This window comes from Mucilaginibacter sp. PAMB04274, from assembly GCF_039634385.2.
Lineage (GTDB): Bacteria > Bacteroidota > Bacteroidia > Sphingobacteriales > Sphingobacteriaceae > Mucilaginibacter.
This window is the reverse complement of record NZ_CP155081.2, coordinates 3,873,282-3,888,197: the sequence shown is the minus strand read 5'-3', so window position 1 is coordinate 3,888,197 and position 14,916 is coordinate 3,873,282. Positions and strand designations below refer to the sequence as shown.

At 43.1% G+C, this 14,916-nt stretch carries 16 protein-coding genes and 5 tRNA genes; 16 read left to right on the top strand and 5 right to left on the bottom strand.

The window, feature by feature from the left end; all coding sequences use genetic code 11:
- Nucleotides 1-80 precede the first annotated feature (80 nt).
- Both ABDD95_RS16315 and ABDD95_RS16310 read right to left on the bottom strand, forming a co-directional pair.
- Nucleotides 81-1,277: a cation:proton antiporter gene (locus ABDD95_RS16315; protein ID WP_345948401.1), complete on the bottom strand. Its 1,197-nt coding sequence runs from the start codon at nt 1,275-1,277 to the stop codon at nt 81-83.
- A 160-nt stretch (nt 1,278-1,437) separates the two neighbouring features.
- On the bottom strand, nt 1,438-2,142 hold the full coding sequence (locus tag ABDD95_RS16310) for a dienelactone hydrolase family protein (RefSeq protein ID WP_345948400.1): 705 nt from the start codon (nt 2,140-2,142) through the stop codon (nt 1,438-1,440).
- Nucleotides 2,143-2,264: 122 nt separating this feature from the next.
- On the opposite strand from ABDD95_RS16310, the gene namA reads away from it, so the two are divergent.
- The 3 genes from namA (at nt 2,265) to ABDD95_RS16295 (ending at nt 4,876) form a co-directional block, all read left to right on the top strand.
- Nucleotides 2,265-3,335 carry an NADPH dehydrogenase NamA gene (namA, locus tag ABDD95_RS16305; protein ID WP_345948399.1) on the top strand — a complete coding sequence of 357 codons (1,071 nt, stop codon included), beginning with the start codon at nt 2,265-2,267 and terminating at the stop codon, nt 3,333-3,335.
- A 41-nt stretch (nt 3,336-3,376) separates the two neighbouring features.
- Nucleotides 3,377-3,799 (top strand): OsmC family protein, encoded by a 423-nt coding sequence (locus ABDD95_RS16300; RefSeq protein ID WP_345948398.1) that lies wholly within the window; start codon nt 3,377-3,379, stop codon nt 3,797-3,799.
- Between the two features lie 489 nt (nt 3,800-4,288).
- Nucleotides 4,289-4,876 (top strand): DUF4230 domain-containing protein, encoded by a 588-nt coding sequence (locus ABDD95_RS16295; RefSeq protein WP_345948397.1) that lies wholly within the window; start codon nt 4,289-4,291, stop codon nt 4,874-4,876.
- A 222-nt stretch (nt 4,877-5,098) separates the two neighbouring features.
- Here the strand turns inward: ABDD95_RS16295 and ABDD95_RS16290 are convergent, their stop codons facing one another.
- The 3 genes from ABDD95_RS16290 to ABDD95_RS16280 form a co-directional block, all read right to left on the bottom strand.
- On the bottom strand, nt 5,099-6,199 hold the full coding sequence (locus tag ABDD95_RS16290; RefSeq protein ID WP_345948396.1) for an AI-2E family transporter: 1,101 nt from the start codon (nt 6,197-6,199) through the stop codon (nt 5,099-5,101).
- 108 nt (nt 6,200-6,307) lie between these two features.
- Complete coding sequence (locus ABDD95_RS16285; RefSeq protein WP_345948395.1) at nt 6,308-7,201, bottom strand: tetratricopeptide repeat protein; 894 nt, start codon at nt 7,199-7,201, stop codon at nt 6,308-6,310.
- Between the two features lie 329 nt (nt 7,202-7,530).
- Complete coding sequence (locus ABDD95_RS16280; protein WP_345948394.1) at nt 7,531-9,012, bottom strand: glycine--tRNA ligase; 1,482 nt, start codon at nt 9,010-9,012, stop codon at nt 7,531-7,533.
- A gap of 207 nt (nt 9,013-9,219) precedes the next feature.
- Between ABDD95_RS16280 and ABDD95_RS16275 the strand changes: the two genes are divergently transcribed.
- From ABDD95_RS16275 to rplK, 13 genes are all read left to right on the top strand, one after another.
- Nucleotides 9,220-9,747, top strand: coding sequence for an adenine phosphoribosyltransferase (locus ABDD95_RS16275; RefSeq protein WP_352432914.1), 528 nt, complete (start codon nt 9,220-9,222; stop codon nt 9,745-9,747).
- 132 nt (nt 9,748-9,879) lie between these two features.
- Nucleotides 9,880-10,071, top strand: a complete 192-nt coding sequence (gene rpsU, locus ABDD95_RS16270) for a 30S ribosomal protein S21 (protein ID WP_345948392.1) — start codon at nt 9,880-9,882, stop codon at nt 10,069-10,071.
- Nucleotides 10,072-10,142: 71 nt separating this feature from the next.
- Nucleotides 10,143-11,036: a tyrosine-type recombinase/integrase gene (locus ABDD95_RS16265; protein WP_345948391.1), complete on the top strand. Its 894-nt coding sequence runs from the start codon at nt 10,143-10,145 to the stop codon at nt 11,034-11,036.
- 13 nt (nt 11,037-11,049) lie between these two features.
- Complete coding sequence (gene raiA, locus ABDD95_RS16260) at nt 11,050-11,400, top strand: ribosome-associated translation inhibitor RaiA (RefSeq protein WP_345948390.1); 351 nt, start codon at nt 11,050-11,052, stop codon at nt 11,398-11,400.
- Between the two features lie 157 nt (nt 11,401-11,557).
- Nucleotides 11,558-11,630 (top strand) — tRNA-Thr (locus ABDD95_RS16255).
- A gap of 98 nt (nt 11,631-11,728) precedes the next feature.
- Nucleotides 11,729-11,809 (top strand) — tRNA-Tyr (locus ABDD95_RS16250).
- Nucleotides 11,810-11,883: 74 nt separating this feature from the next.
- Nucleotides 11,884-11,956: transfer RNA gene (locus ABDD95_RS16245), tRNA-Gly, on the top strand.
- A gap of 84 nt (nt 11,957-12,040) precedes the next feature.
- Nucleotides 12,041-12,112, top strand: a tRNA-Thr gene (locus ABDD95_RS16240).
- Nucleotides 12,113-12,169: 57 nt separating this feature from the next.
- On the top strand, nt 12,170-13,357 hold the full coding sequence (gene tuf, locus ABDD95_RS16235; protein ID WP_345948389.1) for an elongation factor Tu: 1,188 nt from the start codon (nt 12,170-12,172) through the stop codon (nt 13,355-13,357).
- A gap of 137 nt (nt 13,358-13,494) precedes the next feature.
- Nucleotides 13,495-13,565, top strand: a tRNA-Trp gene (locus tag ABDD95_RS16230).
- A gap of 19 nt (nt 13,566-13,584) precedes the next feature.
- The gene (gene secE / locus ABDD95_RS16225) at nt 13,585-13,779 is read left to right on the top strand and encodes a preprotein translocase subunit SecE (RefSeq protein WP_345948388.1); all 195 of its coding nucleotides are present in this window, start codon (nt 13,585-13,587) and stop codon (nt 13,777-13,779) included.
- A gap of 14 nt (nt 13,780-13,793) precedes the next feature.
- Complete coding sequence (gene nusG, locus ABDD95_RS16220; RefSeq protein WP_345948387.1) at nt 13,794-14,336, top strand: transcription termination/antitermination protein NusG; 543 nt, start codon at nt 13,794-13,796, stop codon at nt 14,334-14,336.
- A 125-nt stretch (nt 14,337-14,461) separates the two neighbouring features.
- On the top strand, nt 14,462-14,905 hold the full coding sequence (gene rplK / locus ABDD95_RS16215) for a 50S ribosomal protein L11 (RefSeq protein ID WP_345948386.1): 444 nt from the start codon (nt 14,462-14,464) through the stop codon (nt 14,903-14,905).
- Nucleotides 14,906-14,916 lie beyond the last annotated feature (11 nt).

Genomic DNA, 14,916 nt, shown 5'->3' with positions numbered 1-14,916 from the left:
GGTCGGGTAGTTAAGTAGTTGTTGAACGCACCCATCCCAAATAAGCTTGAACGTGTCGTGTTCACTACTCGACTTAACAATCAAACATTTTCAAACTCCGTTTTACCCACCCTTCGGTTATAGGCAAACAGGCCAATACTCATGATTATACTAGTGGCCAAAATAACTACGAAAAGCAGACCCGTTTCTACACCAGGGAGGCGCAGGGCAGGGGGCAGGTTATAATAGAGTAGTACGCTGATCAATCCGCGTGGAACAATTACCAATTCGGGCATCAGGTCGGTTTTGGATACCAGCTTTATATATAGAAAACGGATTAAATAAATAGCTACCAGGATAAGGCCGCCTATAATAAGTACCGACCACTTTTGCAATTGGTAAATGTCCATCGTAAAGCCAAAAATAACGAAGAAGAACGTTCGCATCAGAAAAGCGCTCTCGGCTGAAAGTTGCAGTAGTTGTTTTAGGTCGATACTAAGACCATGGTAAATAAAATACTTTCGAAACCAGGGCAGGCGTATCTGGTCGGCATTGTTAAGGAATAGCCCAAGTGCCAATACAATAATAAGTGAGGATAAATGGTATGATTGGCCAATGGCATAAACCAGGATGAGTAGCGCAATAATCAAAAAAAACTTAACATGGTGCGTAATGCGGCCAATAAGGTAAAGCAGGAGCAAACAAGCGCCAAGCGCAAAAGCCATTATGGTGGCCAATTCGGCCCCTAGTTTGGCAAATGAACCTACATTAATATGTTGATTGCTGAGCATGAAGTTGAACAGCACTACTGTAAGAATGTCTGAAAAAGACGATTCGTAAATAATGAATTCCTTTTTATGCTTGCTGATGCTGGATGCCGAAGGTATAGCAATGGCTGAGCTTACTACGCAGAATGGTATAGCGTTTACAAAGCATCGGTAATAATCGCCCCCGCTTAGCTCATAAAGCAGCCAGGAGATACTGAAGGTGGTAACCAACAGAATAATTAATGCCGAAAAAAAGGATCTTTTAATAACCGAATTTTTAGCCGGCGAATACTTTAGCTCCAGTGCACCTTCAAAAACAATAAGTATTAATCCTAGCGTGCCGAGGGTTGGTAATATGGTTGAAAGATCAAACAGTTTAATATTAAAATAATCTAACCCCTGCCTGATGCCCACACCCAGAAAGAGCAACAGTAACACCGACGGTATTTTGGTTTTACCGGCAATGAGGTCGAACAGGTACGAAAAAATGACTAATCCGCTAAGGATTATTAATGTAGTATATGTGCTCAATTGCCGTCCCTCCGAAACCCTCACCAGTAAGGAGGGCCCTATATTTATCCTAATTTAGTTATGTCACCTCAAATAGCAGGGAGAGGTCTTTTCGAAAACAAATTAATCGCATCTGAAAGATTCTCATTAACACTGCAAATGACAGGTCTATCTATAATAACTAATTATTCTTCAAAAAAGCCAGCGTGAGCGCCCATGCTTCTTTTGATGCGGCTTCGTTGTAGCTGGCACGTTCATCGCAGTTAAAACCATGGTCGGCGTAGGAGAACTTTACGTTCACATAATCCTTGCCGGCGTTTTCTACCGCTTGTATTATATTTTGGATGTTTTCGGGCTTGATGTGCTGGTCTTTACCACCCCAAAAAAACAGATGACGGCCGTGTAGGTCTGGCGCTTTGTCGGCCAACTGATCTACGCCACCCCCGTAGTAGGATACGCCAGCTTTAAGCGGCAATATGGCGTTGGCTAAAAATGATACGCGCCCGCCCAGGCAATAACCCACGCTGTAAATCTTATCTTGGTCAATCGGCTGTTGGGTAAGCCATTGGTAAGCGGCCTGTAAGTCGGCTGTTAGTCCTTCGGGCGTTAGTGCCTGCATGTGCGGCATTACGGCCGGAAAGTTGTCATAGCTGCCCTCAAATTTTTCAGGGGCTGTACGGTGAAACAGCTCGGGCGCTATGGCTATGTAGCCTTCTTGTGCAAAGCGTTCAGTTACTTTACGTATATGGCCATTTACGCCAAACGCCTCCTGTAAAACAATAATGGCCGGTGTACCGGCGCTAGTAGTATATGGTTTGGCGGTGTAGGCCAGCATGCCGCTACCATTGGCTATGTTCAAATTAACGTATTGCGTTTTAATGCTCATGATTTATCAACTGTAAAGCTTATGTAATTGTTCGGCTATATTATCATTTCAATTTCAAGTATTGGTATATCTGTTCAAACACTAATTTGTTGCGTGGGTTATTGCTATACATTTGGGTTACAATGAAAACGTTATTCACACCTCTAAAAATTAAAAGCGTAGAGCTTAAAAACCGTATAACTGTATCGCCAATGTGCGAGTACTCCAGTGAGGATGGCTTTGCTAACGACTGGCACCTGGTACATTTGGGCAGCATGGCCACAGGTGGTGCCGGGTTAATTATTACCGAAGCAACGGCTGTATCGGCCGAGGGTCGCATCACCTTTGCTGATTTAGGCATATGGAAAGATGAGCACATAAGCCGCCTTAAACAAATCATAGATTTTATAGAACAGCAAGGCTGTGTAGCCGGTGTACAACTTGCACATGCCGGCCGCAAAGCCAGCCATAGCGAACCCTGGACCGGCGGTAAGCAAATACCAAGTAATCAGGCAAATGGATGGGCAACCGTAGCTCCCAGCGCCCTGCCGTTTACTGATGGGGAAGAAGCGCCTGTGGAATTGGATAAAGCAGGTATTGAAAAAGTAAAGGCCGATTTTAAAGCGGCAACCCTGCGTGCCGTTGAAGCTGGATTTAAAGTGGCCGAATTACATGCTGCACATGGTTACCTTTTGCACCAGTTTTACTCACCGTTAAGCAACCAGCGTACCGATGAGTACGGCGGCTCGTTTGAGAATCGCATACGCCTGTTACTGGAAGTTACGGAAACGGTACAGGAAGTTTGGCCGAAGGACTATCCGTTGTTCGTACGCATCTCGGCAACCGACTGGACAGAAGGCGGCTGGACGGCTGAGGATTCGGTGAAGCTGGCTGTAATTTTAAAAGAAAAAGGTGTAGATTTGATTGATTGCTCAACCGGCGGTAACGTAGCCAAAGCAAGCATCCCAGTTAAACCTGGGTACCAGGTGCAATTTGCAGAACAGGTAAAACGCGAAGCCGGTATACTAACCGGTGCTGTAGGTTTAATTACCACGGCACAACAGGCCAACGATATTATACAAAAAGAACAAGCCGATTTAGTGCTCTTTGCCCGCGAAATGCTGCGCGACCCGCATTTTGCATTGAGGGCTGCACATGAGTTAGGAGAAAGCGTAAAATGGCCAGTGCAGTATGAGCGCGCCAAATGGCATTGATTTTTGTGAGAACTAATTTTTAACCCATAACTACTTAAAACATGAAACGCACAGCAACCGCCCACTGGAATGGTACCTTAAAAGATGGCAGTGGCCACTTAACCACCCAAAGCACTACTTTAAATCAAACACAGTACTCTTTTAAAACCCGTTTTGAGCAAGGTGTAGGCACCAACCCCGAGGAGTTGATTGCAGCCGCACATGCCGGTTGCTTTACTATGGCCGTTGGCGCTGCTTTAACTCAGCAAGGTTTTACCCCGGGTAACTTAGATACCGCCGCCGTGCTTGATTTAGATATGGCTGCCCTTAGCATAACCGGAATTCACCTTGAACTCAAAGCCGATACTATCGAAGGCGTATCTGAAGAGCAGTTTAAGGCTGTTGCTGAAGATGCCAAAAAGAACTGTATAATATCAAAAGCGTTAAGCGTGCCTTTTACGCTCAATGTAATTTACGGCGTTTAATAACACGTAAATATATAGGTCACACTGACCTTTATAATCTAGCAATGCCGGGTAAAGTTTGGTCTTTATCCGGCATGGTTGTTTATAAACATCCCAGAGCTTTATAGCTGTCTGAATTGGTTTTTAAATCAGGGCAATCATTCCGTTATGCCATCCTTTCAGAAGCAGCATGCCCGGCAACATGGTTGTGCGGTCATCATGCTTAATTATATCTCTTCTATTTTCTGTTGTGCACATGCCCAAGCGCCTAATATATCGTATACTACCCTGCAAAATTATGATGTTGACAAAGTAATTTCGTTAATGCCTGTTAACACAGCCCACTGCCGGATGGGGTTTATTAAATTACGCTATAGATCCAAAGGCGGGTGAGCCAGTACTATCGGGCTATATAACTATTATCAGGTAGTTTAAACTATGTTGGTGGTGTGGGGTCTAAACAATATCGCACTAAAAAGGCTTTACAGTAATAGCAAATCCATTCAAATCATGACCCGTTCCAGAACGCCCCTTACTTTAATCGCCTCACTTGTCATCATTGGCTTTCTTATCTTCCTGTTTTTTTACATGAAGCACCAGTTTACGGCCGTACGTACCGAGGTGACTGAGGATGTAATGGTAGAAAAGATAACCAGCATGGGTAAGCTTGAACTGGTTAAGTACAGTATGAAAGATGTGCTCGAAAAAAAGCAAATACATACCCTGCTGCCTGATGAGCGGGTGCTGTTTGTAGCTGTAGGGGAGGTGACCGCCTGTATTGATTTAACGAAAGTGCGCAAGCAGGACATTACCCGCGACAGCTCGGACAACCGCATTACAGTAGTTTTACCACAGCCCGAAATTTGCTACACTAAGCTGGATCATCAACGATCAAAAGTATATGACGTAAGTGGAGTGATACTGCCAAGTACCACCAAGGCCATGATAGAAGATATTTACAAACTTGCCGAAAAGCGGCTGGGCGATAATGCCCGCGAAATGAACATCACCGGCAAAGCCCGCGAAAGTGCGCAGACTATCTTTAAGCCATTGTTGGAAGGTGTATCAGGTAAAACGGTGGTACTTAAATTCAGATAACGTCTTGCAGTGATGATCTTTTTGATGCGTTGATGCTGCTTAAACAAGTCGACTTTTGGTGGGCTTTCAATACCCGCTGATTCAAGGTTCTACAGCTTAATAATAAAGTTGCGTCAGTGAGCTGATCGTTGTTAAGTATAAAAAGACGGGTTTGCATCTTCAGGGTGTTCAACAGTGTTCTGCCAAGAGTTTAATTGAACACCCCAGTTTTCCTATTGACTTTTATTGTGCCGGAGTACTTACCCGTTGTCTGCGACGTAGCCAGATCTGCCCTATATTTCGGGTAGGTACGTTATCGCCCAATAGTTTACCCCAGGGTTTCAGGTCGTCTATACGGTCGAATACGATTTTGAGTACTGCAATAAAAGGTATCGACAAAAACATACCCGATATACCCCATAATGCGCCACCCAGCAAAACAATGATAATGGATATTAATGCATTGATCTGAACTTTCGACGACACGATTTTAGGGACGAGTATATTGTTATCAATAAACTGAATGAAAAGGTAGGCAGCTATCACCAGCAACTGTGTGGTATAGCCGTCTTTAGTTACAGTAGCCATTAAAATAGGTAAAGCTATGGCAATTAAGCCGCCAATGTAAGGTAGCATATTCAGCAAAGCGCCTATTACGCCCAACAATATGGCATAAGGAACCCCGAGTATTAAAAGAGCAGCAGAGTTAAGGATGGCCACAATTAAAGTTTCGGTTAGCAGGCCTACAATATAGCTTTGAATGGCTGCCTTGGTTTCTTGCAAAATTTCGGCTACCCTCGCAGAGTTTTCTTCTGAAAATACTTCGAAGAGGAAGTTGATGATTAAAGTTTTGTACAATAGCATAAGGAACACATAAACCGGAATCAGGAATATCAGGCTTAACGTGCCTAACACTGTGTTAATGGTTTGACCAACCAAGGCCTTGCTGTTGTTAACAGTATCCTTTATAAACTTACCTTGGCGCTGGGTATCCACACCAAAATGTTGAAAGATGAATTTTTGAACATCAGTAACTACTTGCGAAAACTTACTCTTCATAGCCGGTACAGTGGAACCGAATGAGGCTAATTGTGCTGAAAGAAAATAAAATATACCGCCAATAAATACGATGGCAATGAGCATCGATATAACAATAGACAGTACCCGGGGTACACCTATCTTTTGCAGGCGGTTAACGAGCCGGTTCAGTAATATGGCAATAAAAGCTGCAAAAGCCAGCGGTATCAGTATATCGGCCAGGATTGATAACACATAAACAAATAGAATAAGCCCGAATAGTATAACCGTGGCCTGAAGGTAAAATGGGTATTGCTTGGTTTGCATAATGGTACGTAATACTTACATAAGCAATAACAGCCTGTAAAGTTTTGAAATAGCAAAAGCTACCTGTTTAGGGTAGCTTTTGTTATTCAATGCGGTGTTGCTTCAGTCTTATTTATTTGCACCAGAAGTATTGATGTTGATATTATATTGCTTAGCTTTCTTCATAAAGGCATCCTCCTGGTTATTAGCTTTCATTTTAGTGTATACATAAGCAACCAATTGCTGGCTGTCTTTAACATAGGCCGAATTATTTTTTGCGTAAAGCAGGTGTGCTGTAAAAATATCATCTAAAGCAACTTCATAGTTAGCTGCAATAGCCTGAAGTTTACCTGCGCCAAAGTAGCCCTCTGCATCCTGCGGGTATAGGTACTTTAGCTTATTATACTGGTTTAAGGCCTCGGTATTGTTGTTATCATAGGAGTATACCGCTGCCAGATTTTGCAACGCCAGGTTACCTGCCGGGAAAACTTCAAGCGATTTTTGGTAATACTTGATGGCGGTTTTATAGTCTTGTTTTTTTCGGTAGCAGATGGCTATGTTATCATAAGCATAGGCAAACTTGGGGTCGAGCTTTACTGCTTTTTCATAAGTTGCAATAGCCTCATCCCATTTTTGGGCATCCATTAAATTGCCGCCATTACTATAAAGCTTTTTGGCTTCGGGGTTGGCCGACAAGGCTTCATAAAATTTCATCTGTTCTTCGTTATACCCCTGCCTATAAGTTGGGCAACTGCTATAAACTTCCTTTTGTACACTGGCAAGGAAACTGCGCATACCTTCAACGGTTGTTGGTACTTTAGTACCACTTTTCATCCCTTCTGATAGTGCTTGTGCACCAGATTTACTCAGGCACGAATCGGCCCGTTGCTTAAAGGGCAGGCTTTTTAAACTATCGAGGCATCCGCAGGCCAGGTTCTGAGCGCGGGCTATTCTGGTGTCTTGTGCTTTGCTATTGCCAGTGCAAAAAATAGCGGCAATAAGGAAGCTGAAAAATATTTTCATGTTTTAATAAGGTTTGTTTGAAGTACCACAAAATCTTTGATAAAAACAAGTGATAAAAAAGCCCAATGATAACTATCACCAGGCTTTTTGTGAAATTATAATTTGGTTGCTGCTGCTCGCATAGCCACTCTACGGCTCTAGTCGATTGGCAATGAGAGCAGCCCGGAGACCGTGCGGGAATTACTTAAATATAAGACCTGTCATTTTGAGTATTAACGAAAAATCTCAAGCGATGAGCTAACAAAAAAGACCTGTCACCATGGTTGGGGATGACAGGTCTTAACAAGTATGCTATTCAAAGCCGTCCTTTGACGAGTGCTTGGGGTTTGTTATTGCAATACGTTCTTCCAGCTTACCAGATCGCCGATGATTTTATCCAGTTGGTCGGCCGGAACGCGTTCCTGGGCCATGGTATCACGGTGACGGATGGTTACGGTATTATCTTCCAGCGTTTGGTGATCTACCGTAATACAAAATGGCGTGCCAATGGCATCCTGGCGGCGGTACCGCTTGCCAATGGCGTCTTTCTCTTCGAACTGCAGGTTAAAGTCCAGCTTAAGGGTGTCCATAATCTCTTTCGCTTTTTCGGGCAAACCATCTTTTTTGGTTAGCGGGAAAATAGCGGCTTTAACCGGCGCCAGGCATGGGTGTAATCTTAATACGGTGCGGCTGTCCTGCTTTTCATCGGTGCTCAAGTCTTCTTCCTCGTAGGCATTCATCAACGTAAGCAGGAACATGCGGTCTAAACCTATGGATGTTTCAATTACATAGGGTATATAGTTGCCATAAGGTTTGCCGGTTTCAGGATCGGTTTCCGGATCAAAATATTGCATTTTTTTACCCGAAAACTCTTGGTGTTGGCTTAAATCAAAATTGGTACGGCTGTGTATGCCTTCCACTTCTTTAAAGCCGAACGGAAATTCAAATTCAATATCAACAGCAGCATTGGCGTAGTGCGCCAGCTTGGTATGGTCGTGGTAGCGGTATTTTGCATTGTGGGTACCTAAGGCCAGGTGCCACCTCAAACGGGCTTGTTTCCAGTGCTCATACCATTGCATTTCGGTGCCAGGACGAACAAAAAATTGCATTTCCATTTGCTCAAACTCGCGCATGCGGATGATGAACTGACGGGCAATAACCTCATTACGGAAAGCCTTACCAATTTGTGCAATACCGAATGGGATTTTCATCCGGCCCGATTTCTGCACGTTCAGGTAGTTTACAAATATACCCTGTGCAGTTTCGGGGCGCAGGTATACTACGTCAGAGTCATCGGCCACAGCACCCATTTGGGTGCTAAACATTAGGTTAAACTGGCGTACCTCGGTCCAGTTACGGGTGCCGCTTACCGGGCAGGAAATTTCGTGCTCAATAACCAGTTCACGCAGGCGGGGCAGGTCATCGGCTTTCATGGCTTTATCCAGTTCAATTTGCAACTGCTCAGCCTGGTCGGTTTTGCCGTCTTTATCATAACGGTCTATCTTGTCTTCCAGCAACTGGTCGGCACGATAGCGCTTTTTAGAGTCCTTATTATCAATCATAGGGTCGCTAAAGCCGTCTACGTGACCGCTGGCTTTCCATATTTTAGGATGCATAAATATGGCTGAGTCGATACCCACAATGTTCTCGTTTAGTTGCACCATACTCTTCCACCAGTAAGTCTTGATGTTGTTTTTCAGTTCGGCGCCGTTTTGGCCATAATCGTATACGGCGCTTAAGCCGTCATAAATTTCACTGGATGGAAACACAAAACCATACTCTTTAGCATGGGCAATCACATTTTTAAACAGTTCGTCGGTATTTTTACTCATAGCGCGTCAAAGATAGCGGATTTTTTGACGTGCAAAATGTTTGATGTGTAGATATGCAAATGTGCGGATGTGCAAATATCACAAATAGAAAGTGGAATCAGCGATCTGGTTTGTTCCCGGTACATTTGCCATATTATATCACCTCTGCACACCGAAAATCATCTGCAGATTTGCATATCCACACCTCTGGACATTATCTTTAACCCCATGATTGAGCAGCAAATTAAGAACGCAATACGTGATATACCCGATTTTCCTAAACCAGGTATTGTATTTAAGGATATTACCCCTATCCTTAAAGACCCTATATTATGCGAGCGTATTGTTGAAGCTTTTGCCACGCGTTTGCAGCATGTAAAGATTGATGCAGTAGCAGGGGTGGAGAGCCGCGGCTTTTTATTTGGGTTACAACTGGCAGGCAAACTGGGCGTTCCTTTTATTCCGGTACGTAAAGCCGGTAAACTGCCGTATACGGTAAAGCAAAAAGTTTATGAGCTGGAGTATGGCACCGCTACTATTGAGTTACATACCGATGCCTTTGCCCCCGGCCAGCACATATTAATACATGATGATTTGCTGGCCACCGGCGGCACCGTTACTGCTACTACCGAGCTGATCAAAGAAATGGGCGGCATTGTGGCCGGATTTAGCTTTGTGGTAGGGTTGGGCTTTTTAAAAGGAAAAGAGAAGATTGCGCCTTTAAGTGATAAATTGGTGGTATTAGCAGAGTATTAAATTTTTGCGCTTGCTGTAAGTGCCAAGCCTGCACATCTTTTGCACATCAATACAATCTTTAAAAAAAGGTATTAAAAATCAAAACCTTATACTTACCTTTGCCTTCCCTGAAAGGAGGTATTTAGAAGGATTATGATTATTATCAATGTAAAAGACGGCGAATCGTTAGATAAAGCCCTTAAACGTTTCAAAAAGAAATTTGAGAAAACCGGTGTTTTACGCGAACTGCGCAGTCGCCAGGCTTACGAGAAAAAATCAGTTACCCGCAGAAATGTGGTGAAACACGCCATCTACAAACAAGGCATGAATCAGGAAACAGTTTAATTTAAACTTCCTGTTTTGATATATTAAAACTATTTGTACTTTGCCCATCCGGCATTGCACAAATAGTTTTTATGTTTTTAGAGCAGTTTATAGCCTACATCAAGTATGAGAAACGTTACTCGCCTCATACGGTTGCTGCTTACGAGTCTGACCTGACTCAATTCTATCAATTCCTCAATCATCCTGATGTTATTATTGCGCATCCATCTGAGGTAACGCATCGCCATATCCGTAACTGGATGGTAGAGCTCATGAATCAGAAGCTCACTAGCCGGTCAATCAACCGCAAGGTGGCCACGTTGCGTAAGTATTTTAAGTTTTTACTGCAAAACCAACACATAACGGCCTCACCCACAGGTCGTATACAAACACCAAAAATAGCCAAACAACTGCCTGTTGTAGTAGAGGAGGAGAAGCTGTCGCGTATGCTGGACAGCGACCATGTTTTTGAAGCCGATTTTAAAGGCGTGCGCGATAAGTTAGTGATAGAGCTGCTGTTTGGTACCGGTATGCGCTTGGCCGAGCTGCTGGGTATCACAGAGGCGGATATTGACCTGTACGAAGGCACGGTTAAAGTGCTGGGCAAACGCAATAAACAACGCATCATTCCGCTTAACCGAGAACTGCAGCAATTGCTGCAACATTACCTGGTGTTAAAGAAAAGTGAAATTTTTGATAACAATTCGTTAAAATTAATCGTTACCAATAAAGGAGCCGATGCTTACGCCAAAATGGTATACTTGATAGTGCATAAATATTTAAACTACATATCCACTCAGGACAAGAAAAGCCCGCACGTGCTGCGGCATACGTTTGCAACAAGCTTATTGAACAAAGGTGCAGACCTTAATGCAATTAAGGATCTGCTGGGGCATGCCAGCCTGAGCGCTACTCAGGTGTACACCCACAACTCCGTTGAACGACTTAAATCTATTTATAAACAAGCCCATCCAAAGGCTAATTAACAAGGAGGAACATATGAAAATTACTGTTCATGCGATTCATTTCAGTGCAGACAAAAAGTTGATTGATTTTATTCAGAAAAAAGCTAACAAGCTAGAACAGTTTAGTGACAGTATAACCAGCGGCGACGTTTTTTTGCGACTGGAGAATACTGGCGAGGATGAAAATAAAATAACGGAGATTAAGTTGTTGATTAAAGGCAACCAGTTGTTTGCCCGCCACCAATGTAAGAGCTTTGAGGAGGGCACAGACTTGGCAGTTGAGAGTTTACGCAAGCAGATTCAGAAGCATAAACAGAAACAAACTGCTATAACAGACGAAGCCAGAAAAGTAAATACACTGGCTGTAGAAGACGAGGAATATTGAAAATCAGCACAATACAAATAATAGAATCAGCAGGTTTTTAACCTGCTGATTTTTTTTTGAAAAATATTTTGCACGGGTTTAAATTTGTGTAGATTTGCATTCCCTTTCGGAGAGGTACTTAACGAAAAGGAAACGGTTCTTTAAAATATAAAAATAAGCCTCCTTAGCTCAGCTGGTAGAGCAACTGACTTGTAATCAGTAGGTCATTGGTTCGATTCCGATAGGGGGCTCAAGTTTAAATTTCGGATTTCGATTTTTTTTTGAATCAGGTGTTGAGATTTACGGTTAATCCGGAATCAAGCATCTATGTCATCCGAAATCAAGCTCTGGGGAGGTACCAGAGCGGTCAAATGGGGCGGACTGTAAATCCGCTGCTTCGGCTACGAAGGTTCGAATCCTTCCCTCCCCACAATTTAGTTGGCAGTTTTAAGTTATTAGTTTGCAGTTGCTGCCAGCCAATAACTGAAGACTGCCAACTTTTATGCGGAAGTAGCTCAGTTGGTAGAGCGATAGCCTTCCAAGCTATAGGTCGCGAGTTCGAACCTCGTCTTCCGCTCTGTTTCCAGTTAGCAGCAAGCGGTTCGCAGCAGTCGGTTAATACCGGCAACTGAAAATTGGCAACTGAAAACTAAATGAATAAGCCGACGTAGCTCAGGGGTAGAGCACTTCCTTGGTAAGGAAGAGGCCAAGGGTTCAAATCCCTTCGTTGGCTCGGCGTATAAAAAACGACAATTAAAAAGTAAATTAACCTACAAACATTTTATAAATCATGGCAAAAGAAAAGTTTGACCGCAGTAAGCCGCACTTAAACATCGGTACAATCGGTCACGTTGACCACGGTAAAACAACCCTTACCGCAGCTATTACAAAAGTATTGGCTGATGCAGGTTTATCTGAGGCTCGTTCTTTCGATTCAATCGACTCGGCTCCTGAAGAAAAAGAACGTGGTATTACTATCAACACTGCACACGTTGAGTACTCAACTTCAAACCGTCACTACGCACACGTTGACTGTCCGGGTCACGCTGACTATGTGAAAAACATGGTTACTGGTGCTGCCCAAATGGACGGCGCTATCCTGGTAGTTGCTGCAACTGACGGTCCAATGCCACAAACTCGTGAGCACATCCTGTTAGCTCGTCAAGTAGGTGTACCTGCTTTGACAGTTTTCATGAACAAAGTTGACATGGTTGACGATCCTGAGTTATTAGAATTAGTTGAAATGGAAATCCGTGAATTATTATCATTCTATGATTTCCCTGGTGATGATATTCCAGTAATCCAAGGTTCAGCTTTAGGTGGTCTTAACGGCGAGCCTAAATGGGTTGAAAAAATTATGGAATTAATGAATGCAGTTGATAGCTACATTCCAATTCCTCCACGTTTAACTGATCTTCCATTCCTGATGCCAGTTGAGGACGTATTCTCAATCACTGGTCGTGGAACTGTTGCTACCGGCCGTATTGAGCGTGGTATCATCAACTCTGGTGATCAAGTTGACATCTTAGGTATGGGTGCTGAAAACTTAAAATCAGTTGTTACTGGTGTTGAGATGTTCCGCAAGATCCTTGACCGTGGTGAAGCAGGTGATAACGTAGGTTTATTGTTACGTGGTATTGAAAAAGAAGCCATCCGTCGTGGTATGGTTATCTGTAAACCAGGTTCAGTAACTCCTCACACCGATTTCAAAGCAGAAGTTTACGTATTATCAAAAGCTGAAGGTGGTCGTCACACACCATTCTTCAACAAATACCGTCCGCAGTTCTACTTCCGTACCACTGACGTAACTGGTGAAATTTCATTGGCTGAAGGCGTAGAAATGGTTATGCCAGGTGATAACGTTACAATCACTGTATCGTTAATCAACGCTATCGCAATGGAAAAAGGTTTACGTTTCGCTATCCGCGAAGGTGGCCGTACAGTAGGTGCTGGTCAGGTAACTGAAATCTTAAAATAAGACCTAGCCCTCAACCCCTAACAGGGAAGAAAAAGGTATAGGTTAATTTATAAACAAAGTACTTGGCTTTATCGCCGGGTACTTTGTTTTAATAACTTGAAAAGAATTCTTAAGCCTATAAGGTTTAGGATTAACAAACGGGAATAGTTCAACGGTAGAATAGAGGTCTCCAAAACCTTTGATCAGGGTTCGAATCCTTGTTCCCGTGCATTTAAGTAATTCAAAAAATGTCTGCAGTAGCTGAATATATCAAAGAATCTTATATCGAGTTAACCGAGAAAGTAACCTGGCCAACCTGGCGCGAGCTGCAAAGCAGCGCTATACTGGTGCTGGTTGCTGCTTTAATTATCGCACTGGTTATCTTCGGTATGGATCAGGTTATTAGCTACGTTTTAAGACTGTTTTATAGTTCACTTGCCTAATTAGTAAACGAAAGATGAGTGATCAGTTAAAGTGGTATGTGGTTAGGGCCGTTAGTGGTAAAGAAAAAAAGGTAAAGCAATACATTGATGCCGAGGTTAACCGCCTGGGTATATCACACCTGATACCACAGGTACTAATACCAACCGAAAAATATTACCAAATGCGCGATGGCAAGAAAATTGCTAAAGAGCGTAACTACTTCCCTGGCTATGTAATGGTTGAAGCCGCGCTCGATGGCGAACTTGAACACATTATCAAAAATATCAACAGTGTAATAGGTTTCTTGGGTGATAAAGCTGGCAATGCAATACCATTGCGCCAGGCCGAAGTAAACCGTATACTGGGTAAGGTCGATGAGATGGCCGCACAAGGCGAAACGGTAAATGTACCTTATTATGTAGGTGAGAACGTTAAAGTAATGGACGGACCGTTCAATGGCTTTAGCGGTGTAATTGAAGAGGTTAACGAAGAGAAGAAGAAGCTGAAGGTTATGGTTAAGATATTTGGCCGCCGAACGCCGCTCGAGTTAAACTACATGCAGGTAGAAAAAGAATAATCAGAATAAATTTGCATTCAGCCCGTAAAGTTCATATCTTTGCGGGCTGAATTTTTTATGTTCAGCGCTTAAATGTTACATTGCTTCCAACTTACTAACATTAAGTACATTAAATTTTATTAAAGATGGCAAAAGAAGTCGGTGCGTTAGTAAAACTACAAGTTAAGGGTGGCGCTGCAAATCCATCACCTCCAATTGGCCCTGCATTGGGTGCAAAAGGTGTGAACATCATGGAATTTTGCAAGCAATTCAATGCACGTACTCAGGATAAACCTGGTAAAGTGTTGCCGGTAGTAATTACTGTGTATACCGATAAGTCATTCGATTTTATCATCAAAACCCCTCCGGTTGCAATCCAGTTGTTGGAAGCCTCAGGTTTAAAAGGTGGTTCGGCCGAGCCAAACCGTAAAAAAGTTGCCAATGTAAATTGGGAACAGGTTGAAACGATAGCTAAAGATAAAATGCCTGACTTAAACGCATTCACAGTAGAATCGGCCATGAAAATGGTGGCTGGTACTGCTCGCAGCATGGGTATTACCGTATCTGGTACAGCACCCTGGAACAACTAAATTTCGGACGC

Excerpts from the sequence above, each read along its gene's own strand:
- ABDD95_RS16310 (WP_345948400.1), bottom strand. The coding sequence starts at position 2,142 with ATGAGCATTAAAACGCAATACGTTAATTTGAACATAGCCAATGGTAGC.
- namA (WP_345948399.1), top strand. The coding sequence starts at position 2,265 with ATGAAAACGTTATTCACACCTCTAAAAATTAAAAGCGTAGAGCTTAAA.
- ABDD95_RS16300 (WP_345948398.1), top strand. The coding sequence starts at position 3,377 with ATGAAACGCACAGCAACCGCCCACTGGAATGGTACCTTAAAAGATGGC.
- ABDD95_RS16295 (WP_345948397.1), top strand. The coding sequence starts at position 4,289 with ATGACCCGTTCCAGAACGCCCCTTACTTTAATCGCCTCACTTGTCATC.
- ABDD95_RS16290 (WP_345948396.1), bottom strand. The coding sequence starts at position 6,199 with ATGCAAACCAAGCAATACCCATTTTACCTTCAGGCCACGGTTATACTA.
- ABDD95_RS16285 (WP_345948395.1), bottom strand. The coding sequence starts at position 7,201 with ATGAAAATATTTTTCAGCTTCCTTATTGCCGCTATTTTTTGCACTGGC.
- ABDD95_RS16280 (WP_345948394.1), bottom strand. The coding sequence starts at position 9,012 with ATGAGTAAAAATACCGACGAACTGTTTAAAAATGTGATTGCCCATGCT.
- ABDD95_RS16275 (WP_352432914.1), top strand. The coding sequence starts at position 9,220 with ATGATTGAGCAGCAAATTAAGAACGCAATACGTGATATACCCGATTTT.
- rpsU (WP_345948392.1), top strand. The coding sequence starts at position 9,880 with ATGATTATTATCAATGTAAAAGACGGCGAATCGTTAGATAAAGCCCTT.
- ABDD95_RS16265 (WP_345948391.1), top strand. The coding sequence starts at position 10,143 with ATGTTTTTAGAGCAGTTTATAGCCTACATCAAGTATGAGAAACGTTAC.
- raiA (WP_345948390.1), top strand. The coding sequence starts at position 11,050 with ATGAAAATTACTGTTCATGCGATTCATTTCAGTGCAGACAAAAAGTTG.
- tuf (WP_345948389.1), top strand. The coding sequence starts at position 12,170 with ATGGCAAAAGAAAAGTTTGACCGCAGTAAGCCGCACTTAAACATCGGT.
- secE (WP_345948388.1), top strand. The coding sequence starts at position 13,585 with ATGTCTGCAGTAGCTGAATATATCAAAGAATCTTATATCGAGTTAACC.
- nusG (WP_345948387.1), top strand. The coding sequence starts at position 13,794 with ATGAGTGATCAGTTAAAGTGGTATGTGGTTAGGGCCGTTAGTGGTAAA.
- rplK (WP_345948386.1), top strand. The coding sequence starts at position 14,462 with ATGGCAAAAGAAGTCGGTGCGTTAGTAAAACTACAAGTTAAGGGTGGC.